Origin of the sequence: Micromonospora sp. NPDC048930, assembly GCF_043197935.1 — a bacterium.
Lineage (GTDB): Bacteria > Actinomycetota > Actinomycetes > Mycobacteriales > Micromonosporaceae > Micromonospora.
The window spans coordinates 324,099-343,996 of sequence record NZ_JBICUB010000003.1 but is presented as its reverse complement, the minus strand read 5'-3'; the positions used below and the strand labels follow the sequence as shown (position 1 = coordinate 343,996).

13 protein-coding genes are annotated in these 19,898 nt (G+C 72.9%); 9 read left to right on the top strand and 4 right to left on the bottom strand.

Annotation, left to right across the window (positions count from 1 at the left end; all coding sequences use genetic code 11):
* Positions 1-14 precede the first annotated feature (14 nt).
* From ACGFI9_RS10440 to ACGFI9_RS10430, 3 genes are all read left to right on the top strand, one after another.
* Positions 15-980, top strand: a complete 966-nt coding sequence (locus ACGFI9_RS10440; protein WP_393177246.1) for a sugar phosphate isomerase/epimerase family protein — start codon at positions 15-17, stop codon at positions 978-980.
* Positions 977-2,161 (top strand): multicopper oxidase domain-containing protein, encoded by a 1,185-nt coding sequence (locus ACGFI9_RS10435; RefSeq protein WP_393177244.1) that lies wholly within the window; start codon positions 977-979, stop codon positions 2,159-2,161. The genes ACGFI9_RS10440 and ACGFI9_RS10435 overlap by 4 nt, the downstream gene beginning before the upstream one ends.
* Positions 2,162-2,348: 187 nt before the next feature.
* Entirely contained in the window at positions 2,349-6,407 is a 4,059-nt protein-coding gene (locus tag ACGFI9_RS10430) for a ThuA domain-containing protein (RefSeq protein ID WP_393177242.1), read from the top strand.
* 52 nt (positions 6,408-6,459) lie between these two features.
* On the opposite strand, the gene ACGFI9_RS10425 is transcribed toward ACGFI9_RS10430, so the two are convergent.
* The gene (locus ACGFI9_RS10425; protein ID WP_393177240.1) at positions 6,460-7,209 is read right to left on the bottom strand and encodes a VIT family protein; all 750 of its coding nucleotides are present in this window, start codon (positions 7,207-7,209) and stop codon (positions 6,460-6,462) included.
* A 273-nt stretch (positions 7,210-7,482) separates the two neighbouring features.
* On the opposite strand from ACGFI9_RS10425, the gene ACGFI9_RS10420 reads away from it, so the two are divergent.
* Positions 7,483-9,399: a Xaa-Pro dipeptidyl-peptidase gene (locus tag ACGFI9_RS10420; protein ID WP_393177238.1), complete on the top strand. Its 1,917-nt coding sequence runs from the start codon at positions 7,483-7,485 to the stop codon at positions 9,397-9,399.
* Positions 9,400-9,479: 80 nt separating this feature from the next.
* Here the strand turns inward: ACGFI9_RS10420 and ACGFI9_RS10415 are convergent, their stop codons facing one another.
* Positions 9,480-10,712 carry a PucR family transcriptional regulator gene (locus tag ACGFI9_RS10415; RefSeq protein ID WP_393177236.1) on the bottom strand — a complete coding sequence of 411 codons (1,233 nt, stop codon included), beginning with the start codon at positions 10,710-10,712 and terminating at the stop codon, positions 9,480-9,482.
* 271 nt (positions 10,713-10,983) lie between these two features.
* Here ACGFI9_RS10415 and ACGFI9_RS10410 point away from each other — a divergent pair, with 271 nt between their 5' ends.
* From ACGFI9_RS10410 to ACGFI9_RS10390, 5 genes are all read left to right on the top strand, one after another.
* Entirely contained in the window at positions 10,984-11,706 is a 723-nt protein-coding gene (locus tag ACGFI9_RS10410) for a VOC family protein (RefSeq protein WP_393177234.1), read from the top strand.
* Positions 11,707-11,926: 220 nt separating this feature from the next.
* Positions 11,927-12,814, top strand: coding sequence for a dihydrodipicolinate synthase family protein (locus ACGFI9_RS10405; protein ID WP_393177232.1), 888 nt, complete (start codon positions 11,927-11,929; stop codon positions 12,812-12,814).
* 225 nt (positions 12,815-13,039) lie between these two features.
* Complete coding sequence (locus tag ACGFI9_RS10400; RefSeq protein ID WP_393177230.1) at positions 13,040-15,097, top strand: M6 family metalloprotease domain-containing protein; 2,058 nt, start codon at positions 13,040-13,042, stop codon at positions 15,095-15,097.
* A 69-nt stretch (positions 15,098-15,166) separates the two neighbouring features.
* The gene (locus tag ACGFI9_RS10395) at positions 15,167-15,598 is read left to right on the top strand and encodes a hypothetical protein (protein WP_393177228.1); all 432 of its coding nucleotides are present in this window, start codon (positions 15,167-15,169) and stop codon (positions 15,596-15,598) included.
* The gene (locus tag ACGFI9_RS10390; protein WP_393177226.1) at positions 15,595-16,188 is read left to right on the top strand and encodes a TlpA family protein disulfide reductase; all 594 of its coding nucleotides are present in this window, start codon (positions 15,595-15,597) and stop codon (positions 16,186-16,188) included. Before ACGFI9_RS10395 ends, ACGFI9_RS10390 begins: the two co-directional genes overlap by 4 nt.
* A gap of 54 nt (positions 16,189-16,242) precedes the next feature.
* Here the strand turns inward: ACGFI9_RS10390 and ACGFI9_RS10385 are convergent, their stop codons facing one another.
* Positions 16,243-17,781 (bottom strand): TROVE domain-containing protein, encoded by a 1,539-nt coding sequence (locus ACGFI9_RS10385; RefSeq protein ID WP_393177224.1) that lies wholly within the window; start codon positions 17,779-17,781, stop codon positions 16,243-16,245.
* A 687-nt stretch (positions 17,782-18,468) separates the two neighbouring features.
* Positions 18,469-19,875: a CoA transferase gene (locus ACGFI9_RS10380; RefSeq protein WP_393177222.1), complete on the bottom strand. Its 1,407-nt coding sequence runs from the start codon at positions 19,873-19,875 to the stop codon at positions 18,469-18,471.
* Positions 19,876-19,898: the final 23 nt, after the last annotated feature.

Here is a 19,898-nt window from a genome sequence, read left to right as displayed (position 1 = left end):
GAAGGGATCACATGATGGCAAGGAACAGGATCGACCGCAGGACCCTGCTGCGCGGGCTCGCCGGCTCCACGGTCGCGGTCAGCGCGGCCAGCCTGGCCGGCGCGCTACCGGCCGGGGCCGACCAGGGCGGCCAGGGCAAGCTCATCCCGCAGGGGCACGTCGGCATCCAGCTCTACAGCGTCCGGGACAAGATCGCCCAGGTCGGCTTCGCCGCCGTGTTCGAGGAGCTGTCCCGGATCGGCTACCGGGAGGTGGAGTTCGCCGGCTACACCCAGGGTGCCGTCGGCGCCATCACCCCGGAGCAGATCCGCCGGCTGCTCGACGACAACGGGCTGAAGGCGGCCGGCAGCCACCGGGGGTTGCGGGACTTCCGCACCAACCTGGAGTGGGAGCTGGACGTCGCCGAGATCCTCGGCATGCCCGCCCTCGGCACCGCCGAGGCGCCCACCGGCAACCGGACGATCGCCGGCTACCAGGCGGCCGCCGCCGAGTTCAACGCCTGGGGCGAAGCCGCCGCCGCCCGCGGCCTCAAGCTCTACCAGCACAACCACACCATCGAGTTCGCCTTCGCCACGGACCGCCCGGACGTGCGGCTCTACGACCTCTTCCTGGAGCTCACCGACCCCCGGTACGTGTTCCTGGAGATGGACATCCTGTGGGCGTACGGCGGGGCCCGGAAGTACCCGGGCTTCCGGCCGGTCGACTACGTCAACGCCCACCCGGACCGCTACCCGCTGTTCCACGTCAAGGACGGCGTGCCGTTCGCGAACCCGCAGCAGGGCAACTCCTACGCCGACGTGGAGTTCGGCGCGGGCGTGATCCCGTTCGCCGAGTTCTTCGGCGAGCTGACCGGCCGGGGCCGCTTCGAGTTCCTCTGGGAACAGGACTCCGCGCCCGGCGCCCAGCCCAACCCGCCCGGCTCGCTGGGCGCGGCGGAGCGCAGCTACCAGCGCATGATCGAGCTGCGGGGCACCCGATGAGCGCCTGGCGACTGGTCGAGGACCCGGCGCCCGAGCCGGCCGGGTCGGCGGAGCCGGCGGAGGACCGGCCGGCGCGGTCGCGTACCGGTGCCCGGCGGATCCTGGTGGTCGCGGCGGTCGTGCTGCTCACCCTGGTCGGCGCCGGCGGGTTCGCCGCCGCGCGGACCGGGATGTTCGCCGAGCGTCCGGACGGCTGCGTCAAGCCGGACCGCAGCATCCAGTTGTACGCGGTGGAGTTGCCGAAGGACGGCACCCAGATCCGGCTCGGCTACGGCCTCACCCCGGAGACGGCCTCCTACCCGGGCCCGCTGATGGAGATGATGGAGGGGGAGTGCCTCGCCATCACCCTGCACAACCTGGTGCCCGAGGCGACCCTGGCGGCGCTGCGGACCGACCCGAGCCACCCGCTGGGGGTCTCCCTGCACGTGCACGGGGTCAAGTACACCCAGGACTCCGACGGCACCGTGCAGAGCGGGTCGTACGTCCCGTCCGGCGGCTCCCGCACCTACACCTGGTACGCCCAGCCCCGGAACACCAAGACCGGGGCGCAGGGCACCGCCGGGTACTGGTGGTACCACGACCACGTGGTGGGTGGCCCGCACGGCACCCAGGGGCTCTCCGCCGGTCTCTTCGGCGGCCTGGTGGTCCGCCGCCCCGGCGACCCGAAGCCGGACCGCACCTACACGGTGGTCTTCGGTGACCGGCAGAGCATCAACCTGCGCCGCGGCACCGCGACCGACACCTGCACCGAGGTGAACCCGCAGCCCGGCCCGACCTGCCTGGTCGCCCGCAAGGGGGAGCGGGTGGAGTTCGTGGTGGTCGGCATGGGCAACGACATGCACACCTTCCACCTGCACGGGCACTCCTGGGCGGACACCCGCACCGGCACGGTGCCCAACGGGCAGCCGTTCGCCGACACCGTGGCGGTCATCGACAACAAGACGCTCGGCCCGGGCGACACGTTCGGGTTCAGCGTGGTCGCCGGCGACTCGGTCGGGCCGGGTCACTGGATGCTGCACTGCCACATGCAGTTCCACTCCGACGCCGGGATGTCGACGATGCTGCACGTCCTGGACGAGAACGGGAACATGCCGCCCGGCATGGACCACGAGCACGGCGCCGCCGCCCCGGCGGCGGCCGCCGCGCCCGCCGCCGACGGCGGCGCGCACCAGCACAACTGACGGGTCCGTGGCTGCCGGCCTCAGCGTCGAGGACCGGCAGCCACCGGGCCGCACCGCCACCCGCACCGCCGCACCGGCCACCCGCACAGGGGTGGCGCCGGTGGACCCGTACGCCCTCGTCCGGTGAGCGCCTCACTCTCACCGGCCGATCGACGAACCCGGAAACCTTCAACCAGAAGGAGTCGAGATGGCCCACAGACGCCATTTCCGGTTCTCCCGCTGGATCGGTCGCCTCGGCGCCGACCCGACGGGACCGATCACACCCACCCCGTCCCCGTCGATCGCTCCGCGTCGCCCCGGCACCAGCCGCCGGGTCGGGGCCCTGGCCTTCAGCGCCGCCCTGGGGCTCGGCCTGCTGGCCCTGCCGGGCCAGACGCTCGCCCCGACGCCGGCGGCCGCCGCCGAGGCCGCCGCCGCGGTGAAGGTGCTGGTCTTCCACGGCCCGGTGGACAAGCAGGACGACCCGGTGGCCAAGGCCACCACGACGATCCGCTCGCTGGGCGAGCAGCAGGGCTTCACCGTCGACGACTCCGCCGACCCGGCGGTGTTCAGCTTCGGCAACCTGGCCCGCTACCGGGCGGTGGTGTTCCTCTCCGCCAACGGCGTCACCCTCAGTGACGCGCAGGAGGCGGCCTTCCAGGCGTACGTGAAGAACGGCGGCGGCTTCGTCGGCGTGCACGACGCGGCGCGCGCCCAGCCGGAGTCGTCCTGGTTCACCGGCCTGATCGGCACCCGCCCGGCCGCCGGCCTGCCCAACGCGGAGAAGGCGGTCTCGGCCACCGCCAGCGGGGAGAACCCGCCGAACGAGACCGCCGCGCGGGCCATCGACGGGTCGACCGGCACGAAGTGGCTGACCTTCTCGCCGACCGGCTGGCTGGCGGTGAAGCTGGCCAAGCCGGTCGCGGTCAGCCGGTACGCGCTCACCTCGGCCAACGACTTCCCCGGCCGGGACCCGAAGAACTGGACCCTGCAGGGTTCCCAGGACGGCACCACCTGGACCGACCTGGACACCCGCAGCAACGAGACCTTCCCGCAGCGGTTCCAGACCAAGCAGTACAGCTTCACCAACACCACGGCCTACCAGCACTACCGGCTCAACGTCACCGAGAACAGCGGGGAACCGCTGATCCAACTGGCCGAGCTGTGGCTGATCGGCCCGGACGCCGGCCCCGCGCCGGAGACCACCGTGCAGCAGGCCACGATCGACGTCACCGACCGGCAGCACCCGGCGAACAAGGGCCTGCCGCTGACGTGGACCCGGTCCGACCAGTGGATCAACTGGGACCCGAGCCCGATCGGCCGGGTGCACACCGTCGCCCAGGTCGAGGAGAACACCTACAACGCGGGCCTGAGCGGAAACGGGGCGTTCCACCCGATCTCCTGGTGCCAGGACTACGACGGCGGGCGCTCCTTCTACACCGGCATGGGGCGGACCGAGGCGAGCTGGACCAGCGACGAGCGGTTCCAGAACCACCTGGCCGGCGCGATAAAGTGGACGGCCGGCCTGGTCCGCGGTGACTGCCAGGCCACCATCGCCGCGAACTACCGCATCGAGCGGCTCACCACCACCAACCAGCCCGGCCAGCTCGACCAGATCGGCGAGCCGCACGGCCTGACCATCGCCCCCGACGGCGGGGTCTTCTACATCGGCAAGGCGGCCTGCCCGAGCGGCCCGATCGTCAGCTGGGACGACCCCAAGGTCGGCCTCGGCTGCGGCACCATCCACCGCTGGGACCCGAAGAGCAAGCAGGTCAAGCTGCTCACCACGCTCGCCGTGATGGGCAACCGGGGCAGCGGCAGCGAGCTGGTCAAGAACGAGGAGGGCCTGGTCGGCATCACCCTCGACCCGAAGTTCGCGGAGAACGGCTGGGTGTACGTCTACTGGATGCCGCACGAGTCCATCGACCGGGACCGGCGGATCGGCCAGCGCACCGTGTCCCGGTTCACCTACGACGCGGCGAAGCAGACGATCGACCAGAGCACCCGCAAGGACCTGCTGCACTGGGACACCCAGATCCACAGCTGCTGCCACGCCGGTGGCGGGATGACGTTCGACGAGAGCGGCAACCTCTACATCGGCTCCGGTGACAGCAACTCCTCCGGCGGCTCCAACGGCTACTCCGGCAACAACTGGACCCAGGACTACAAGGGCACCTCGTTCCAGGACGCCCGGCGTACGTCCGGCAACACCAACGACCTCAACGGCAAGATCCTGCGGATCCACCCCGAGGCCGACGGCACGTACACCATCCCGGCCGGGAACCTGTTCACCGGCAAGGAGGAGGGCGGCGGCAAGACCCGCCCGGAGATCTACGTGATGGGCGTGCGGAACATCGCCCGGATCGCCTGGGACCCGGTCAACCACTGGCTGACCGCCGCCTGGGTCGGCCCCGACGCGGGCGCGCCCAGCCCGGACCTGGGCCCGGCGAAGTACGAGACCGCCACGATCATCACCTCCGCCGGCAACCAGGGCTGGCCGTACTGCATGGGCAACAAGCAGCCGTACCGGGACCGCAGCAACACCGACGCCAACGTGCTGACCGGCTGGTACGACTGCGACAACCTGAAGAACACCTCGCCGCGCAACACGGGCCTGGTCAACATCCCGCCCGCCCGGAACAACATGATCTGGTACTCGCCGCAGGGCGGTGGCCCGGTCTTCCCGAAGCGGACCGACGGCAGCGGGCTGCCCTCGTACGTCCTGGGCGAGGAGACCTTCACCCAGCCGTACCTCAAGGGCGGCGGCCAGGCCATCATGGACGGCCCGACGTACCAGCGGGAGAAGGTCGACACGAACAGCGGTGTCGCCTGGCCGGCGTACTGGGACAACAAGTGGTTCATCGGTGACGAGTCCAACGCCAACAACCGGATCGCCGTCACGGTCGACCCGGACAAGGTGGCCACCGCCGGCCCGCCTGCGTTCGCCGAGGACCTGCGCCAGATCATCCGTGGCGGCAACGGCGGCACCCAGCTCCAGTCCTGGATGGACGCCAAGTTCGGCCCGGACGGCGCACTGTACATGCTGGACTACGCCGGTGGCTTCTTCAGCCTGCACAGCAACCAGAAGCTGATCCGAGTCACGTACACCGGTGGCGAGGCGACGCCGCGGGCCAGCGACGCCACCTGGCGGCCGGTCACCCCGAGCCAGCCCAGGACGATCGCGTTCTCGTCGGCCCGGTCCGGCGGCGTGGCGTGGGAGTGGACCTTCGGTGACGGCAGCGCGCCGTCGCACGAGGCCAACCCCACCCACACCTACGCGGGCTACGGCAGCTACGAGGCCACGCTCAAGGTGACGTACGCCGACGGCCAGGTCTCCACCGCGAAGATCACCGTCACCACGGGCTGCCCCGCGCCGGACACCCACAAGACCGTCCAGCTGCTGGACACCGACACCGGGGTGGCCAACCACGAGGTCGGCGGCGGCTGCACGGTCAACGACCTGATCGACGACGAGCGGAGCTGGACCAACCACGGCCAGTTCGTCAGCCACGTCGCCGACGTGGTCAACGACCTGCGCGGCAGCGTGCTGGACAACAAGGAGGCGACGAAGCTCAACACCGCCGCCGCCCAGTCGCAGATCGGCAAGATCCCCGGGTACCGGTCGCTGTTCGACGGCACCGCGGCGTCGCTCGCCGACTGGCGGCAGGCGCCCGGCGGCTCGTTCCTCCTGCAGTCCGACGGGACCATCCGCAGCTCGGGTGGGCTCGGCATGCTCTGGTACGCCAAGGACGAGTTCGCCGACTTCTCGCTGCGGCTGAAGTTCCGGGACGTCTCCGCCGGCAGCACGTACGCCAACAGCGGGGTCTTCACCCGGTTCCCGGACCCGCGTACGCCGCTGGACCAGCGGCCGGAGGGCAGCTGCGGCACGGTCGGCTCGGCCCGCTCCTCGCAGGCGTGGGTGGCGATCTACTGCGGCCACGAGATCCAGATCTACGACGGTCCCACCGGCGAGCCGCAGAAGACCGGGTCGATCTACAACTTCGATCCGCAGGGGCTCGACAAGGCCGGAGTGACCCCGAAGGGCCAGTGGAACGACTACGAGGTCCGGGTGGTCGGACAGCACTACACGATCATCCGCAACGGCGTGGTGATCAACGAGTTCGACAACACGCCGGGCAAGGCGTCGTCCCGGGCCGGTGACCCGCCGACCGACCTGCGCCAGTTCCTCAGCGGGTTCGTCGGGTTGCAGAACCACGGCACGAACGACCTGATCGAGTTCCGCGACGTACGGGTCCGCGACCTGTAGGTCCTCCGCAGGTGCCGGGCACGGGACGCCTCCCGTGCCCGGCACCGTCGCGTCAGCTCACCGCGGTGCCAAAGAGGTGACCGATGCCCCAGGTCAGGGCCAGGCCGGCCGCGCCGCCGAGCACCACCCGGGTGACCGCCAGCCGGGGACTGCTGCCGCCGATCCGCGCGCTCACCGCCCCGGCGATGCCCAGGGCCAGCAGCACCGCCGCGATCGTCACCGGCAGCCGTAGCGCCGGCGGCGGCAGCAGGATCGCGAGCAGCGGCAGCAGCGCGCCGGTGACGAACGCCACCGCCGAGGCGAACGCCGCGTGGCCCGGGCTGGCCAGGTTCTCCGGGTCCACCTTCAGCTCGGCCTCGGCGTGCGCGGCCAGGGCGTCGTGCGCGGTCAGCTCGACCGCCACCTGCCGGGCGGTCTCCGGCCGCAGCCCCTTCGCCTCGTAGATCGCGGCCAGCTCGGCCAGCTCGACCTGCGGCATGTCGCGCAGCTCGGCGCGTTCCTTGTCCAGCAGGGCCCGCTCGCTGTCGCGCTGGCTGCTCACCGAGACGTACTCGCCGAGCGCCATCGACACTGCGCCGGCCACCAGACCGGCCAGGCCGGCGGTGAAGATCGGCCCACGGGCCGGGGTGGCGCCGGCCACGCCCACCACGATGCCGGCCACCGACACGATGCCGTCGTTGGCGCCCAGCACCCCGGCGCGCAGCCAGTTCAACCGGCTGGCGAGGCCGCCGGCGTGGTGCGGCTCGCCGCCGTGTGACGCCGCCTCGACGACGCCGTCCCTGCTCCCTACCTCTGTGCTCACCGGCCCATCCTGCCGATCGCCGACCGCCTCTGCCAGCCAGCCAAGCCTGCCCTACCTCGGCGCCCGCGACCCCGGGTCAGGGGCGACGACCCGGCCGTGACGGTGCGACAGGCGTAGGAGAAGGCCCCGGTCATTCGCCACAGGTGTCCGATGACCCGGACGTCCGTCGATTCGTAGGTTCGGTGCGACCGTCGCGGCGGCGTCGCCTCCCCACCGGAACGAGGGGTCGTACCCGCTGGGTCGACGGCCGGTGCGGGGAGGAGGAGCACGCGGATGCGAAGAGGAAGACTTGCCTGGCGGGCCGCGGTGGTGGCGCTGGCGGTCGTGGCCACCGGCCTGCCGGCGACGGGCGCGTCGGCCCGGCCGGGCGCGGACGAGCGGCCCGGACTGGTGATCGAGGGCGGCGTCACCCAACCGGTCTTCGGCTATGCCGACGCGATCCGGGAGCGGATCTTCGTCACCTCGGACGTGGACACCGACGGCGACGGCGCGCGGGACGTCGTGGCCATGGACATCATGCGGCCGAAGGTCAGCGGGAACGGGCTCAAGGTGCCGGTGGTGATGGACGCCAGCCCGTACTACTCGACGGTGTGCCGCGGCAACGAGAGCGAGTGCAAGGCCGACGTCGACGGCGACGGGCTGAACGACCGGTGGCCCCTCTTCTATGACAACTACTTCGTCCCGCGCGGCTACGCGGTGATCCTGCTCGACATGATCGGCACCAACAACTCGACCGGCTGCCCGGTCACCGGCGGCCGGGCCGACAACATCAGCGCGCCGACCGCCATCGACTGGCTCAACGGACGCCGGCCCGGGCACGACGCCGCCGGTCGCGAGGTCGTCGCCGACTGGCACAACGGCCGGACCGGCATGATCGGCAAGTCGTACGACGGCACGCTGGCCAACGCCGCCGCGGCCAGCGGGGTCGAGGGCCTGACCACGATCGTGCCGATCTCCGCCATTTCCAGCTGGTACGACTACTCCCGCAGCAACGGTCTGGTCACCCGGGCGAACAACTACTCGGGCAGCCTCGCCAACACCGTCACCAACCCGGCCCGGCGGGCGTACTGCGCCCCGGTGCGGGCGGCCCTCGGTCCGGCCGGCGACGACGTCACCGGGGACTACAACGACTTCTGGGCGGAGCGGGACTACCTGCCGCACGCCGACCGGGTCACGGCCAGCGTCTTCGTGGTGCACGGGATCAACGACGACAACGTCCGCCCGGACCACTTCAGCAAGTGGTGGGCCGCGCTGGGCGAGCGGGGGGTGCCGCGCAAGCTCTGGCTGACCGGCACCGGCCACGTCGACCCGTTCGACTTCCGGCGCGCCGCCTGGGTGGACACCCTGCACCGATGGTTCGACCACTGGTTGCAGGGCATCGACAACGGGATCATGCGGGAGCCGGCCGTCGACCTCGAGCGGGCGCCCGACGTCTGGGAGACGGCTCCCACCTGGCCGCTGCCGGACACCCAGCCCACCCAGGTGTTCCTCCAGGCGCCGGCCGCCGGCAACGCGGGCGGGCTGTCCGTCCGGCCCGGCCCGGGCAACGCGTCGGCGACCTTCCAGGACACCCCGACGATGAGCCAGAGCAACGCGATCCGCCACCCGTCGGACCCACTCGCGAACACCGAGAACCGGCTGGTTTTCCTCTCCGGGCCGCTGACCGCGCCGCTGCACATCTCGGGCACTCCGGTGGTCCGGATCAACGCGACCGTCGACGGCGAGGACACCAGCTTCGCCGGGCTGCTCGTCGACTACGGCACCCGTGAGCGGTTCAGCACCGCCGGGGACGGTGTCCGGACGCTGACTGAGGAGGACTGCTGGGGCGGGACGGCCGACTGGGGCGGCTTCGCCGAGGACGCCTGCTACCGGAAGGTGGCGAAGAACGTCGCGGCCAACCCGCAGGAGCTGGTCACCAAGGGTGTCATCGACGGCCTCAACCTCGACTCGCTGTCCACGTCGGTGCCGCTGGTGCCGGGGCTGAGGACCGCGGTCGACCTGAACCTGCTGCCCGAGGACTACGTCTTCGACGCCGGCCACCAGATCGGGGTGGTGCTGCTCGGCTCGTACTCCGGATACAGCAGCCGGGCCAAGCAGACCCGCGCGCACATCACCGTCCACTTCGACCGCAGCCGGATCACGCTGCCGGTCGTCGGCGGGCGGGCGGCGGCCGAGGCGGCCGGACTGTAGGAGCCAGGGGCGGGGCGCCCGGCACCGGCGCCCCGCCCCGCCCGGCCTGCCCCGCCGGCCTGCGCCGGTCCGGGCGCTGGTCAACGGGTGGGCTGGTACTGGCCGGTCAGCCGGCCGAGCTTCAGGGCCAGGTGCAGGCAGAGCCGCTCGTTGCCGTCCTTCAGGTCGGTGCCGGCGAGCAGCTCCACCCGTTGCAGCCGGTAGTACAGCGTCGTCCGGTGCAGCCGCAGGCGTTCCGCGGTGGCATGGGCGTTGCCGGCCAGGTCGAGGTAGGCCTCCAGGGTCTCCAGCAGCACCAGATGGGCCTCGTCGTCCAACAGCCGGCCCAGCCCGGGGTGCACTCGCGCGGCGTCCAGATGGCGGGCGTCCACCCCGGACAGCAGGCGGTAGATGCCCAGCTCGGACCAGGGCACGACCGGACCCAGGGCGGGCAGCTGGACGGCGACCCGGGCCGCCTGGAAGGCCTCCTGGTAGGACCGGAGGCTGTCGTACAGGCGGGGCCGGGAGTCCCCGATGCCGAGGACCGTACGCGCCACCGACCCCAGCCCCCGGGTGGCCCCGCGCAGCGCCTGGTCGAGGTGGCCGGCGGCGTCCTCCGGCGCCACCCGGCCGGCGCTGCGCCCGCCGCAGAGCAGCAGCACCCCGTGGTCGTGCCGGACCAGGTGCAGGGTCTCCCGGGACCCGACCCACTGGCGGGTGGCGACCAGGGCGTGCTCCAGGGCGATTCGCGCCGCGTCGTCGAGCACGTCGTCCGGAGCCACGACGAGGTGGGCGACCAGGGCGGTGACCTCACCGTCGCGGGCCACCACCCCGTCGGTCAGCAGCGACCGGACGGCCTCCCGCCGCGCCTCGGGCGACTCGACGAGCAGCGTCCGCGTCGCCTCCGCCTCCCGCTGCGAGGTCAGCTCGCCGAGCAGGTTCTCCCGGTAGAGCGCCAGCGAGAGGTCCGGCATCGCCTCGGCCACCACCGCGATGTCCGCATCGGTCATCCCGTCGGCCGCGTCGATGAACCACACGAAGCCCAGCAGCAGGTCCTGGTGCCGGATCGGCACGCACACCCGGGGGAGCAGGTCCAGGTCGGGGCAGGCCGGGGTGCGGACCGGCTGCCGGGCCTCCATGATGCCGATCTCCCGGGCCCAGGCGATCACCTCCGGGCTGGTGTGCCGCCGCAGGATCGAGCTGCGCCGTACCCCGTCGATCACGCCCGTCTGTTCGCTGTAGACGACGACCCGCTGCCGGCGGTCCTCGATCAGTGCCGGCCGCTTCACCCGCGCCGCGACCCGGTCGACGATGCGTTGCAGTTCCATGCGCATGCGCTGCTCCCGGGACCAGCCCGACCGCCGTGGCGGTCCCCCGCACGGCTCGGCCTGGACGTCGCTGGTAGGACCGTTGCCCTACCTTCCGAGATGTTGGTGGGCCGCGCAATCCGTTACCTCTCAGTAGGCTCACGCGTGCCGGTGATCGGTGGTGGCGGCCCGCGAATACTCGGCTGCGCACGACGCGGTGCACCCCTAGGCTTCCGTCCGGCGGGCGGACAGGACGCCGGTCGACAGCGGTCGGTCAGTGGATCGGAGAGGCAGCGGGATGACTTCTCAACTGTTCGCGCTCGGCATCGGTGCGAGCCAACCGTCGCGTCTCGCGCGGTTCTGGTCCGGGCTCCTCGGGTGGGAGCTGGCCGACGACCTGCCCGACGGCGCCGCGCTGCTGCCCAGTGATGACACCGGGTTCCGGCTCCGGTTCCGTCCGACCGCGGAGCCGAAGGTCGGCCAGAACCGGATGCACTTCGACCTGACGAGCACCTCCCTGGAGGACCAGCAGCAGACGGTGGCCAGAGCGCTGGCGCTCGGCGGACGGCACATCGACGTCGGACAACGCCCGGACGAGGGCCACGTGGTGCTCGCCGACCCCGAGGGCAACGAGTTCTGCGTCATCGAGCCGGGCAACAAGTTCCTTGCCGACTGCGGCTTCATCGGCGCGCTGGCCTGCGACGGTACGCAGAAGGTCGGCTACTTCTGGAGCGAAGCGCTGGGCTGGCCGTTGGTCTGGGATCAGGACCAGGAGACCGCGATCCGCTCGCCGCACGGCGGCCCGAAGATCACCTGGGGCGGTCCACCGCTGATGCCGAAGACCGGCAGGAACCGGCTGCACTTCGACCTCGCTCCGCCGGCCCACGGTGATCAGCAGGCGGAGGTCGACCGTCTGCTCTCCCTCGGGGCGACGCGGATCGACACCGGCCAGTGCGAGGCCGGCTGGGTGGCGATGGCCGATCCCGACGGCAACGAGTTCTGCGTGTTGACGCCCCGGTAGCCCGCCGCGGTCCGCCCCTGCCGGACCCGTCGGCGGTCACCTCCTCCCGACCTGCGCCGCGACAGCCGTACCCGGTCCGGCCGCGGCGGTTCCGGCATCTGTCGGAAGACCGCGCGCGGCGGCGTCCCCTAACGTGTGCGGATGCCGGCCCCGACGGGCCGGGGCGGGTCGTCCCGTCGGGGCGGGTACGCCCGCGCGGAGCACCGGGAGGAAACACGTGGTGGCCGCAACCAAGCCCTGGCTGGGCGTCGTCGTCGCCGTCCCCACGCCGTTCCGGGCCGACCTCTCCGTCGACTACGACCGGCTCCAGGAGCACGTGCGGTGGCTCGCCGACGAGGGCTGCCAGGGCGTGACGCCGTGCGGCCCGATGGGGGAGTACCGGGCGCTGTCCGACGGCGAGCGCGCCGACGTGGTGCGCGCGACCGTCGAGGCGGCGCCGGCGGGCTGCGCCGTGGTGCCGGGCGTCGGCGGGTACGGCAGCCGGCAGGCGCGGCAGTGGGCCGAACAGGCCCGGGACGCGGGCGCGCGGGCCGTGCTCGCGCCGCCCCCGGTCGGGTACCCGGCCGCCGCCGCCGAGGTCGTCGCCCACTACCGCGAGGTGGCCGCGGTCGGGCTGCCGGTGGTGGTGTCGCACGACCCGACCGAGTCCCCGGTGGACCTGGACCCGGAACTGCTGGCCCGCATCGCCGAGACCGACGGCATCGTGGCGGTGCGGGAGACCGACGTGAGCCGGCTGCACCGGGTCCGCGAGCTCTGTCCCCACCTCGACCTCCTCGTCGGGGCCGACGACGCGTTGTTGGAGCTGACCGTGTGCGGCGCGACCGGGTGGATCGGGCACTGCGCCAACGCGCTGCCCCGGCTCTGCCTGCGCCTGCACCGGCTGTGCGTCGCCCGCGACCTGACGGCGGCCCTACCGCTGTACGGGCAGCTGTACCACCTGCTCAGCTGGGACTCCCAGCCGGAGGTCGTGCAGGCCGTGAAGCTGGCGATGGGGCTGGCCGGACGGTACGGCGGGCCGTGCCGGCCGCCGCGCGGGGCGCTGTCGCCCGAGACCGAGGCGCAACTGTGCCGGGACATGCGGCGGGCGATGCGGGCCGCCGCCGGGTAGCCGCGTCCACTGCGTCCTGCACGTGTCGGAAGTCGTCGCTGCACCTGCCGACATCTGCACGGTGACCGGCGCGCGAGCCGGCTCCTAGATTCGGCATCGGGACTGATCATGCGGGACGGCGCGTGCGCCCGCACCGCGACGACCCCCGGGCTCGGCGACGCCGCGGCCCGGAACCGCCGCCCCGATCGCCCCGCCCCCTGAGCCCCCGACCTGAGAGGTGACCCCATGCACCTTCTGCCCAACAGGCGTGCGGTGTGGCGCTCGGTCCTGGGCGCCGCGGTCACGACCGTCCTGGTCGTGACCGGCGCCGCCGGGACGGCCTCCGCCGCGCCGGGTGATCCGCCGGACGGGACCGCCCCGTTCCAGGTGCTCGACCCGCAGCACTGGCAGAACCCGGACACGATGACCTGGGACGACTACCGGCCGGTGCCCCACAAGAACTGGGCCGACCCGAACGTGCGGGGATCGGTCCGCAACTTCAAGATCGCGCTGGTCACGCTCGACTACCCGGACCAGCCGTTCGTCATCACCAGGCCGGCCGGCTCCTCGGTCTTCGGCAACCCGCAGGCGAGCGCCGCGAACGTGTCCCGGGACCGGGTCGCGCGGTTCTACACCGACTTCCTCAACAAGCCCGGCGACCTGAACCGGGGACACACCCTGCACGAGTACTGGATGCAGGACTCCAACGGCCGGTACGGCGTGGACCTGACCGGCTTCGGCCCGTACGAGATGCCGTCGAAGTCCTACCAGTACGGCATCGACAACGGCTTCAACCCCGGCGCCTGCCCGTCCGGGGAGACCTGCGCCCGGAACATCCGTACCGACGGGCTGGGCGCCTGGCGCGCGGCGGTCGGCGAAGACGTGGCCAACAGCTTCGAGCTGGTCTTCATCCTCTCCGCCGGCCAGGACGAGTCCTCCACCTGGCAGGAGTTCGGCCAGATGATGTTCCAGACCAAGGAGGACGTGCCGGACGCCTGGGGCCCGCCGGACCCCACCCTGCCCAACTACGCGAAGACCCGGTACGTCGAGTGGACCTCCTGGAAGGCGGCGGCCACCATCTGGCCGAACGCCGGCGGCGGCTCCTCCACCCAGGCGGAGAGCTCCGGCATGGGCGTCTACGCGCACGAGCTGAGCCACCTGCTGAGCATCGGGGACAACTACAACAACCCGTACGGCGTCCCGTTGCGCCGCGCGTACACCGGCATCTGGAGCATGATGTCGCGCGGCTCCTTCAACGGTCCGGGCGGCCCGCACACCCGCTGGCAGATCCCGCCGGTCAACGGCGGCTCGATGGGCTCGCTGCACACCGTGCGGGACAAGCTGAAGATCGGGCTGCTCGGTGAGGAGCACGTGCTGCGGCTGTCGCGGGAGGCGCTGGCCGGCTCCGGCCTGGTGGTCGCGGACGTCACCGCCCGTGCGGTGGACGCCGGCCCGGGCGGGCTGACCGGCATCAACATCGCGATGAACGCGGACCGCTCGCCGACGTGCAGCACCACCACCGACCCGCTCTGCGACGGTGGCGGATTCAACAACTACACGGTCGAGGTCGTCGACCGGATGGGCGCGGACTCGTTCACCCCGGACAACGGCGTGCTGCTCAGCAAGACCAAGAACGCCGACCGGGCCCCGTTCGTGTGGGTCGTCGACGCCAACCCGCAGGACATCGACATGGTGGACTTCTACCAGCCGAACGGCACGCCGCAGAAGATCACCATGGGCGACTACCGGCAGCTGTCCGACGCGCTGTTCCACGCCGGCGCCAATTCCGGCAGCGAGTACGAGTACGTGGACGAGGCCAACCGGCTGCACTTCTACGTGCTCAACCTGCGCCGGGACGCCGACGGGGTGCTGTCGTACACGGTGGCGGTCCGGTCGCTCGACGGCGCCGGCCCGAGCGAGCACGGGGTGGCCCTGTCCAAGGGCTCCCTGGTCACCCGCGAACAGCCGGACGGCAAGGGCGCGACCTGCACGTTCGACCTGACCAACACCGGGACGTACGTGGCCGGCGAGCAGCAGCACCCGGAGGACGCCAGCGCGTACCTGAAGTCCGACGTGTACCGGCTCTCGGCGACCGTCGACGGCCAGGGCTGGCGGGTGCAGCTGCCGAACGAGCTGGCGACGGCCGAGTTCGGCGCCAGCACCCCGGTGGCCGTGTCGGTCGGCGCCGCCGGCGACGCGAGCCCGACCACCCTGGTGACGCTCACCGCCACGTCGGAGAGCGACCCGAGCAGGACCGTGACCAGCCAGTGCCGGGTCGAGCGACCCCGGGCGCTGCTCGGCTGAGCCACCCGACGGCCCGGGGCGGTGCGACCCGCCGCCCCGGGCCGTGGCCCCGACGACCTGGGAGGACAGATGCGACGCCTGCTGGCAGCGCTGGTGCTGCCGCCGTTGCTCACCGGCGCGCTGGCCGCGTGCGGTGACGCCGAGGAGGCACGGTCGGCGATGACCGTACGGGTGCTCGTCCGGGACATCAACATCCGGCCGGAGGGCGTGGAGTGCGCCGGCACCGGCCCCTACACCCACTTCCACAACCGGGCGCCGTTCCAGGTGATCGACGCCGCCGGCCACACGCTCGCCGAGGGGGCGCTGTCGCCGGGCACCTCCGTGGCGACCTTCGCCGAGGACCTGGAGGTGACGCGCGTGCCGACGTACTGCGAGTTCGCGGTGCCGGTCGACGTGGCCGCCCGGGACGCCTACCGGTTGGTCGTCGACGGCCACCCGCCGATCACCCTCACCCCGAACCGCAGTGAGGGGCCGGCGCTGGTCGCGGTGGTGCCGTCGTGACCCGCCGGTACGCCGTCGCCGCCGTCGCGCTGGCGCTGGCCGGCGTCCTCTCCACGGCCGCCTGCTCCGGCGGCGACGGTCCGCCGAGCCGGCCGGAGCCGGTCGTCGGGGGAGCGGCGGCGCTGCCCGGCCCGGCGCCGGCGGGCCTCGCGCTGCGACCCGCCCCGTCCGGGGCGCCGGACGCGCCGGCCGTCACCGGCGGGCTCACCGACGGCAGCCGGGTCGCCTTCGCCGACCTGTGGGCCGACCGCCCGGTCGTGCTGGTCTTCTTCACCTCGTGGTGCAACCTGTGCGCGCAGCGGCAGGACGCCCTGAGCGAGCTGGCCCGCCGCCACCGGGACGAGGTCGTCCTCGTCGGGGTGGCCACCGGGGACCAACCGGCGGACCTGCAGCGCTACCTGCGCGAGCACCGGGTGGAGTACCCCGTCGTGGTCGACGGCGACGGCACCGTCGCGCGCTCGTACGCGGTCCGCGAGCCGCCGGCCGTGGTGGTGGTCGCCAAGGGCGGCGCGCTGCTGCGCGGCTGGCCGGGCGGGGTGGACGCGAGCACCCTCGACGACCGGCTGCGCGAGCTGGTGCTGGCCGGCTGACCGGCCCGTCGCGCGGCTGTCGGCCTCGGGTGAGGTCGACAGCCGCGACGGGCCTCAGAACGGCCAATGGTCGCGGGACCCGGTCTCGATGAGCGGGATCATCGCGAACGCGGCGTCGGACAGACCGCCGAACGTGTACCGGTTCCCGACCGTCGGCGTGTGCCCGACCCGGTACCCGGCCAGGTTCCAGGTGTACACCGGAACGGGTGCCGGCACCGCGGCGGCCACCTCCGCCGAACCGTGCCAGTGCGCCTGCTCGTCGGTGAGGATGACCACTCGATCGTGCCCGTGGTAGTGCGCCCGTACGGCCTTCTCGGTCTCGGTCCCGCCGCCGAAGAAGTAGCCGTCGTCCTTGAACCGGCGCACCGCCGCCAGCACCGACTCGCCCGTCACGGCCGGGAACACCCTGGTGCCGTTGGAGAACGACACCACCGTCGCGTCCTGCGCGCGGGCGGCGAGCGCGAGGCCGAACACGGTGGCCGCGTCCCAGCAGCGCAGCGTGCCGTCCTTGCTGAACGCGCTGTGCATCGACCCCGACGTGTCGATCAGGATCAGGGTCCGCGCGTCCAGCGCGGGCACGTTCGCCAGCGCGTGCTGCAACGCCTTCTCCAACGGGTACGCCCACCGCAGGCTCGGCGCGGCGTTGTACGCCGACAGGAAACGCATCGGCAGGACGCGCGACCCGGCGACCTCGCCCGGATCGGACAGCTTGGCCGCCACCATCTCGGCGACCGCGTCACTGACCCCCGCCCGGTCGAAGTTGCGCAGGTTGCGCAGCAACGCCAGGTAGCCCATGGTCGGGATGATCGCCTCCCACGCCGCGGCGTCCATGGTGGTCTGGCGCCAGCCGGCGAGCGCCTCCCACGTCATACCGGCCGCGTCGAGCACCGCCGGGTCCGTGACCTCGCGGCGCCGCTCCACCGGCAGGGCCATCAGCTCGGCCCGGGCCGCCAGCACCGTCAGCGATGCCGGCAGCGGGTTGTCGCGCTTGTGGCGCCGGTCCAGTGCGTGCCGGAACAGGTCACCCTGCCGCTCGTTCCTCGCCGCCGGGTGGGTCAGGTCGATGACGTCGCCGAACCGCACCGCGCTGGTCTCGGTGTCGTACTTGAGCAGGCTGCGCTCGTGATACAGCCGCACGACGGCATCGGCCACGCCTCGCTTGACCGGCTTGGGCAGCGCCCGGCCGTACCGACCCAGCCAGTACGCCAGCGCCTCACCCGGCTCGTCGGCGCGCTGCAACGCGGCGTCCACGATCGCCCGCGAACCCGGAACGCCGGCGGCGACCTGTGCCCGGGCCCCTTCCAGGGCCGCCACCACGGACGCCGAACGCAGCAACGCGCCGGTACGCAGCCACGGCACGAACCGGCCGAACCACTCGGGGTCGGCGACCGCGACGGCGGCGACCAGCTCACGGAACCGGGCGTCCCGCTCAGCGGCGCCCTCGTAGAAGGTGTCCTCGCCAACCATGTTCGACACGGCGAGCAGGAACAGCTCGGCGCGCGGCTCGCGGGCGAAGCCCGGCGCGCCCTCGGCGGTCACGATCCGGTCGGTGGCGTGCCGGTTGTGGCGCAGCTTGAGGTTGAACTTCGCCATGACGTCCCCCGTGTCGGTCGAAGAAGGGGGAGACGCCTCCACAGCGCACACCCGAGATCAGAAGTCGGCGACGGGCCTGTCCGCTGCTCTGTCCGATTGAGCTATCAGCCCGAAGGCCTCAGGGGACTCGAACCCCCAACCCGCGGATCCCGAAGTAGCCGTTGCCTGCGCACCGGGTGTGCGGTGTGGTCGCGCCTCCCGAGATCGGAAGCCGGTGACGGACAGGCTCTTCACCGGGGTCGTGGACCCCTCCAAGATGTAACCGTCACCGTCGCACCGGGAAGTGCGGCATCAACCTACGCGCCGTGGCAGCGGGGCGGCAACATCATTTGGGCCGGGAACCGAGCACGCCGCACACCCGAGATCAGGGTCGGACACGGCGTCAGCGGATTCGAACCGCAGGGCTTCGCAGGCCCCTTGCCAGGGAAGTAGCCGGGTCCGTCGCACCGGGTATGCGGCGTGCACGCACCTCCCGAGACCGGAGCGGCGACGGCGACCGGCCCTCGCGGGCCAAGGTGACCTGGGCCGCTGGTCGACACCGCCGTCGGCGGCGGCGGGATTCGAACCCGCGTCTCCCCGTTATGAGCGGAAGTAGCCGTCACCTGCGCACCGGGAAGTGCTCCACGCACCGTAGGGAACCTCGCGCCCATCGGCAAGCCGAAATCGGTACGGTGCCGACGAGACGGGTCACGCGGGCAGCCAGAGCGGCGGGTCACCGCCGAGAGGCGTCGGGGGCGTCGCCCAGGTCCGCGGCCCACCGGGCAGCGAGACTGGCGGCAGGGCGTACCGGATCCGGCCGCACCGGCTGTCCCGCTCGTCGCACCAGCGCGCTGGATCCGGGGTGTTCGCCGGGGCCGGCGCGGGCGGTGCCGGAAGCTCGTGCCGCAGCCACCGCGCGACACGCGCCAGCGACAGTTCCACCGTCCAGGCGCCGCCCCGCCGTTCGCGCTCGGCCAGTGCCCGGAGCAGCGCGGCCGCCAGCAGGTAGCCGGTGCCGTGGTCGAGCGCCTGGGCCGGCAGCACGCCCGGCGCGCCGTCCGGCCGGCGTTCCACCTCCGCGATGCCGGTGGCCGCCTGGACCAGGCTGTCGAAACCGCGCCGGTCCGCCCACGGGCCGGTCGGGCCCCAGGCGGACAGCCGGGCCACCACCAGGTCGGGCCGGTGCCGGCGCAGCGCGTCGGGGCCGAGGCCGAACCGGTCCAGGGCTGCCGGCCGGTAGCCGGTGACCACCACGTCGGCGTCGGCGAGCAGCGCGTCGAAGCGTTCGCGGTCGGCGGGTCGGGCCAGGTCGAGCAGGGTGGACCGCTTGCCGAGGCCGGTGTCCAGGTGCTGTGCCTCGATCTCCGGTAGGCCGGGCGGGTCGACCCGGAGCACGTCCGCGCCGAGCAGCGCCAGGAACCGGGTGGCCACCGGCCCGGCGATCACCCGGGTCAGGTCGAGCACCCGTACCCCGGCGGCGGGCAGGCCCGGCGGTGCGGGAGGCAGCGGGCGGGGTGCCGTCGCGTCGTCGGCGGCCAGCCGGACCAGCGGTTCCGCGGCGACCGCCACGGCCTGCGGGTGGGCGTCCCAGCCGGCCGGCGTACGGGTCGCGACGGCGAGCCCGCCGGCGGCCTGCACCTGCTCCTCGACGGCGCCGGCCGGTCGCTCGCGGAGCCGCTTCGCCACCGGGTCGACCAGGTCGTCGTCGGTCCGGTCCGGGTCGAGGCCCAGCGCGGCCAGCAGCCGGTGTCGGTGGTGCGGGTAGTTGGCGTGGGTGCGGACCCAGCCGTCGGCGGTCGGCCAGAACCGGGACAACGGCGCGAACCCGGTGAACGCCTGCCCGTCCACCCGCAGGTGCCGCTCGCTGGTGAAGGCGACCGCCACGGCCCGGCTGTCCACGGCCAGCGGACCGCGCAGGTCGCCGCCCCGGGCCCGGGCCAGTTCGGTCGCGGCCAGCCCGGCGGCCGCGACGCAGGCCACCGCCAGGTCGGTGACCGGCAGCCGGGCCGGCAGGGTGGCCGCCGGGCCGCGCAGCTCGACCGCGTCCGCGGCCTCCGGGTCGCCACCCAGCGCGGCCCAGGCGGCTCGGACCGCGTCCCCCGTCGACTGCTCCACGAGCCGATCATGCCACCGCCGGC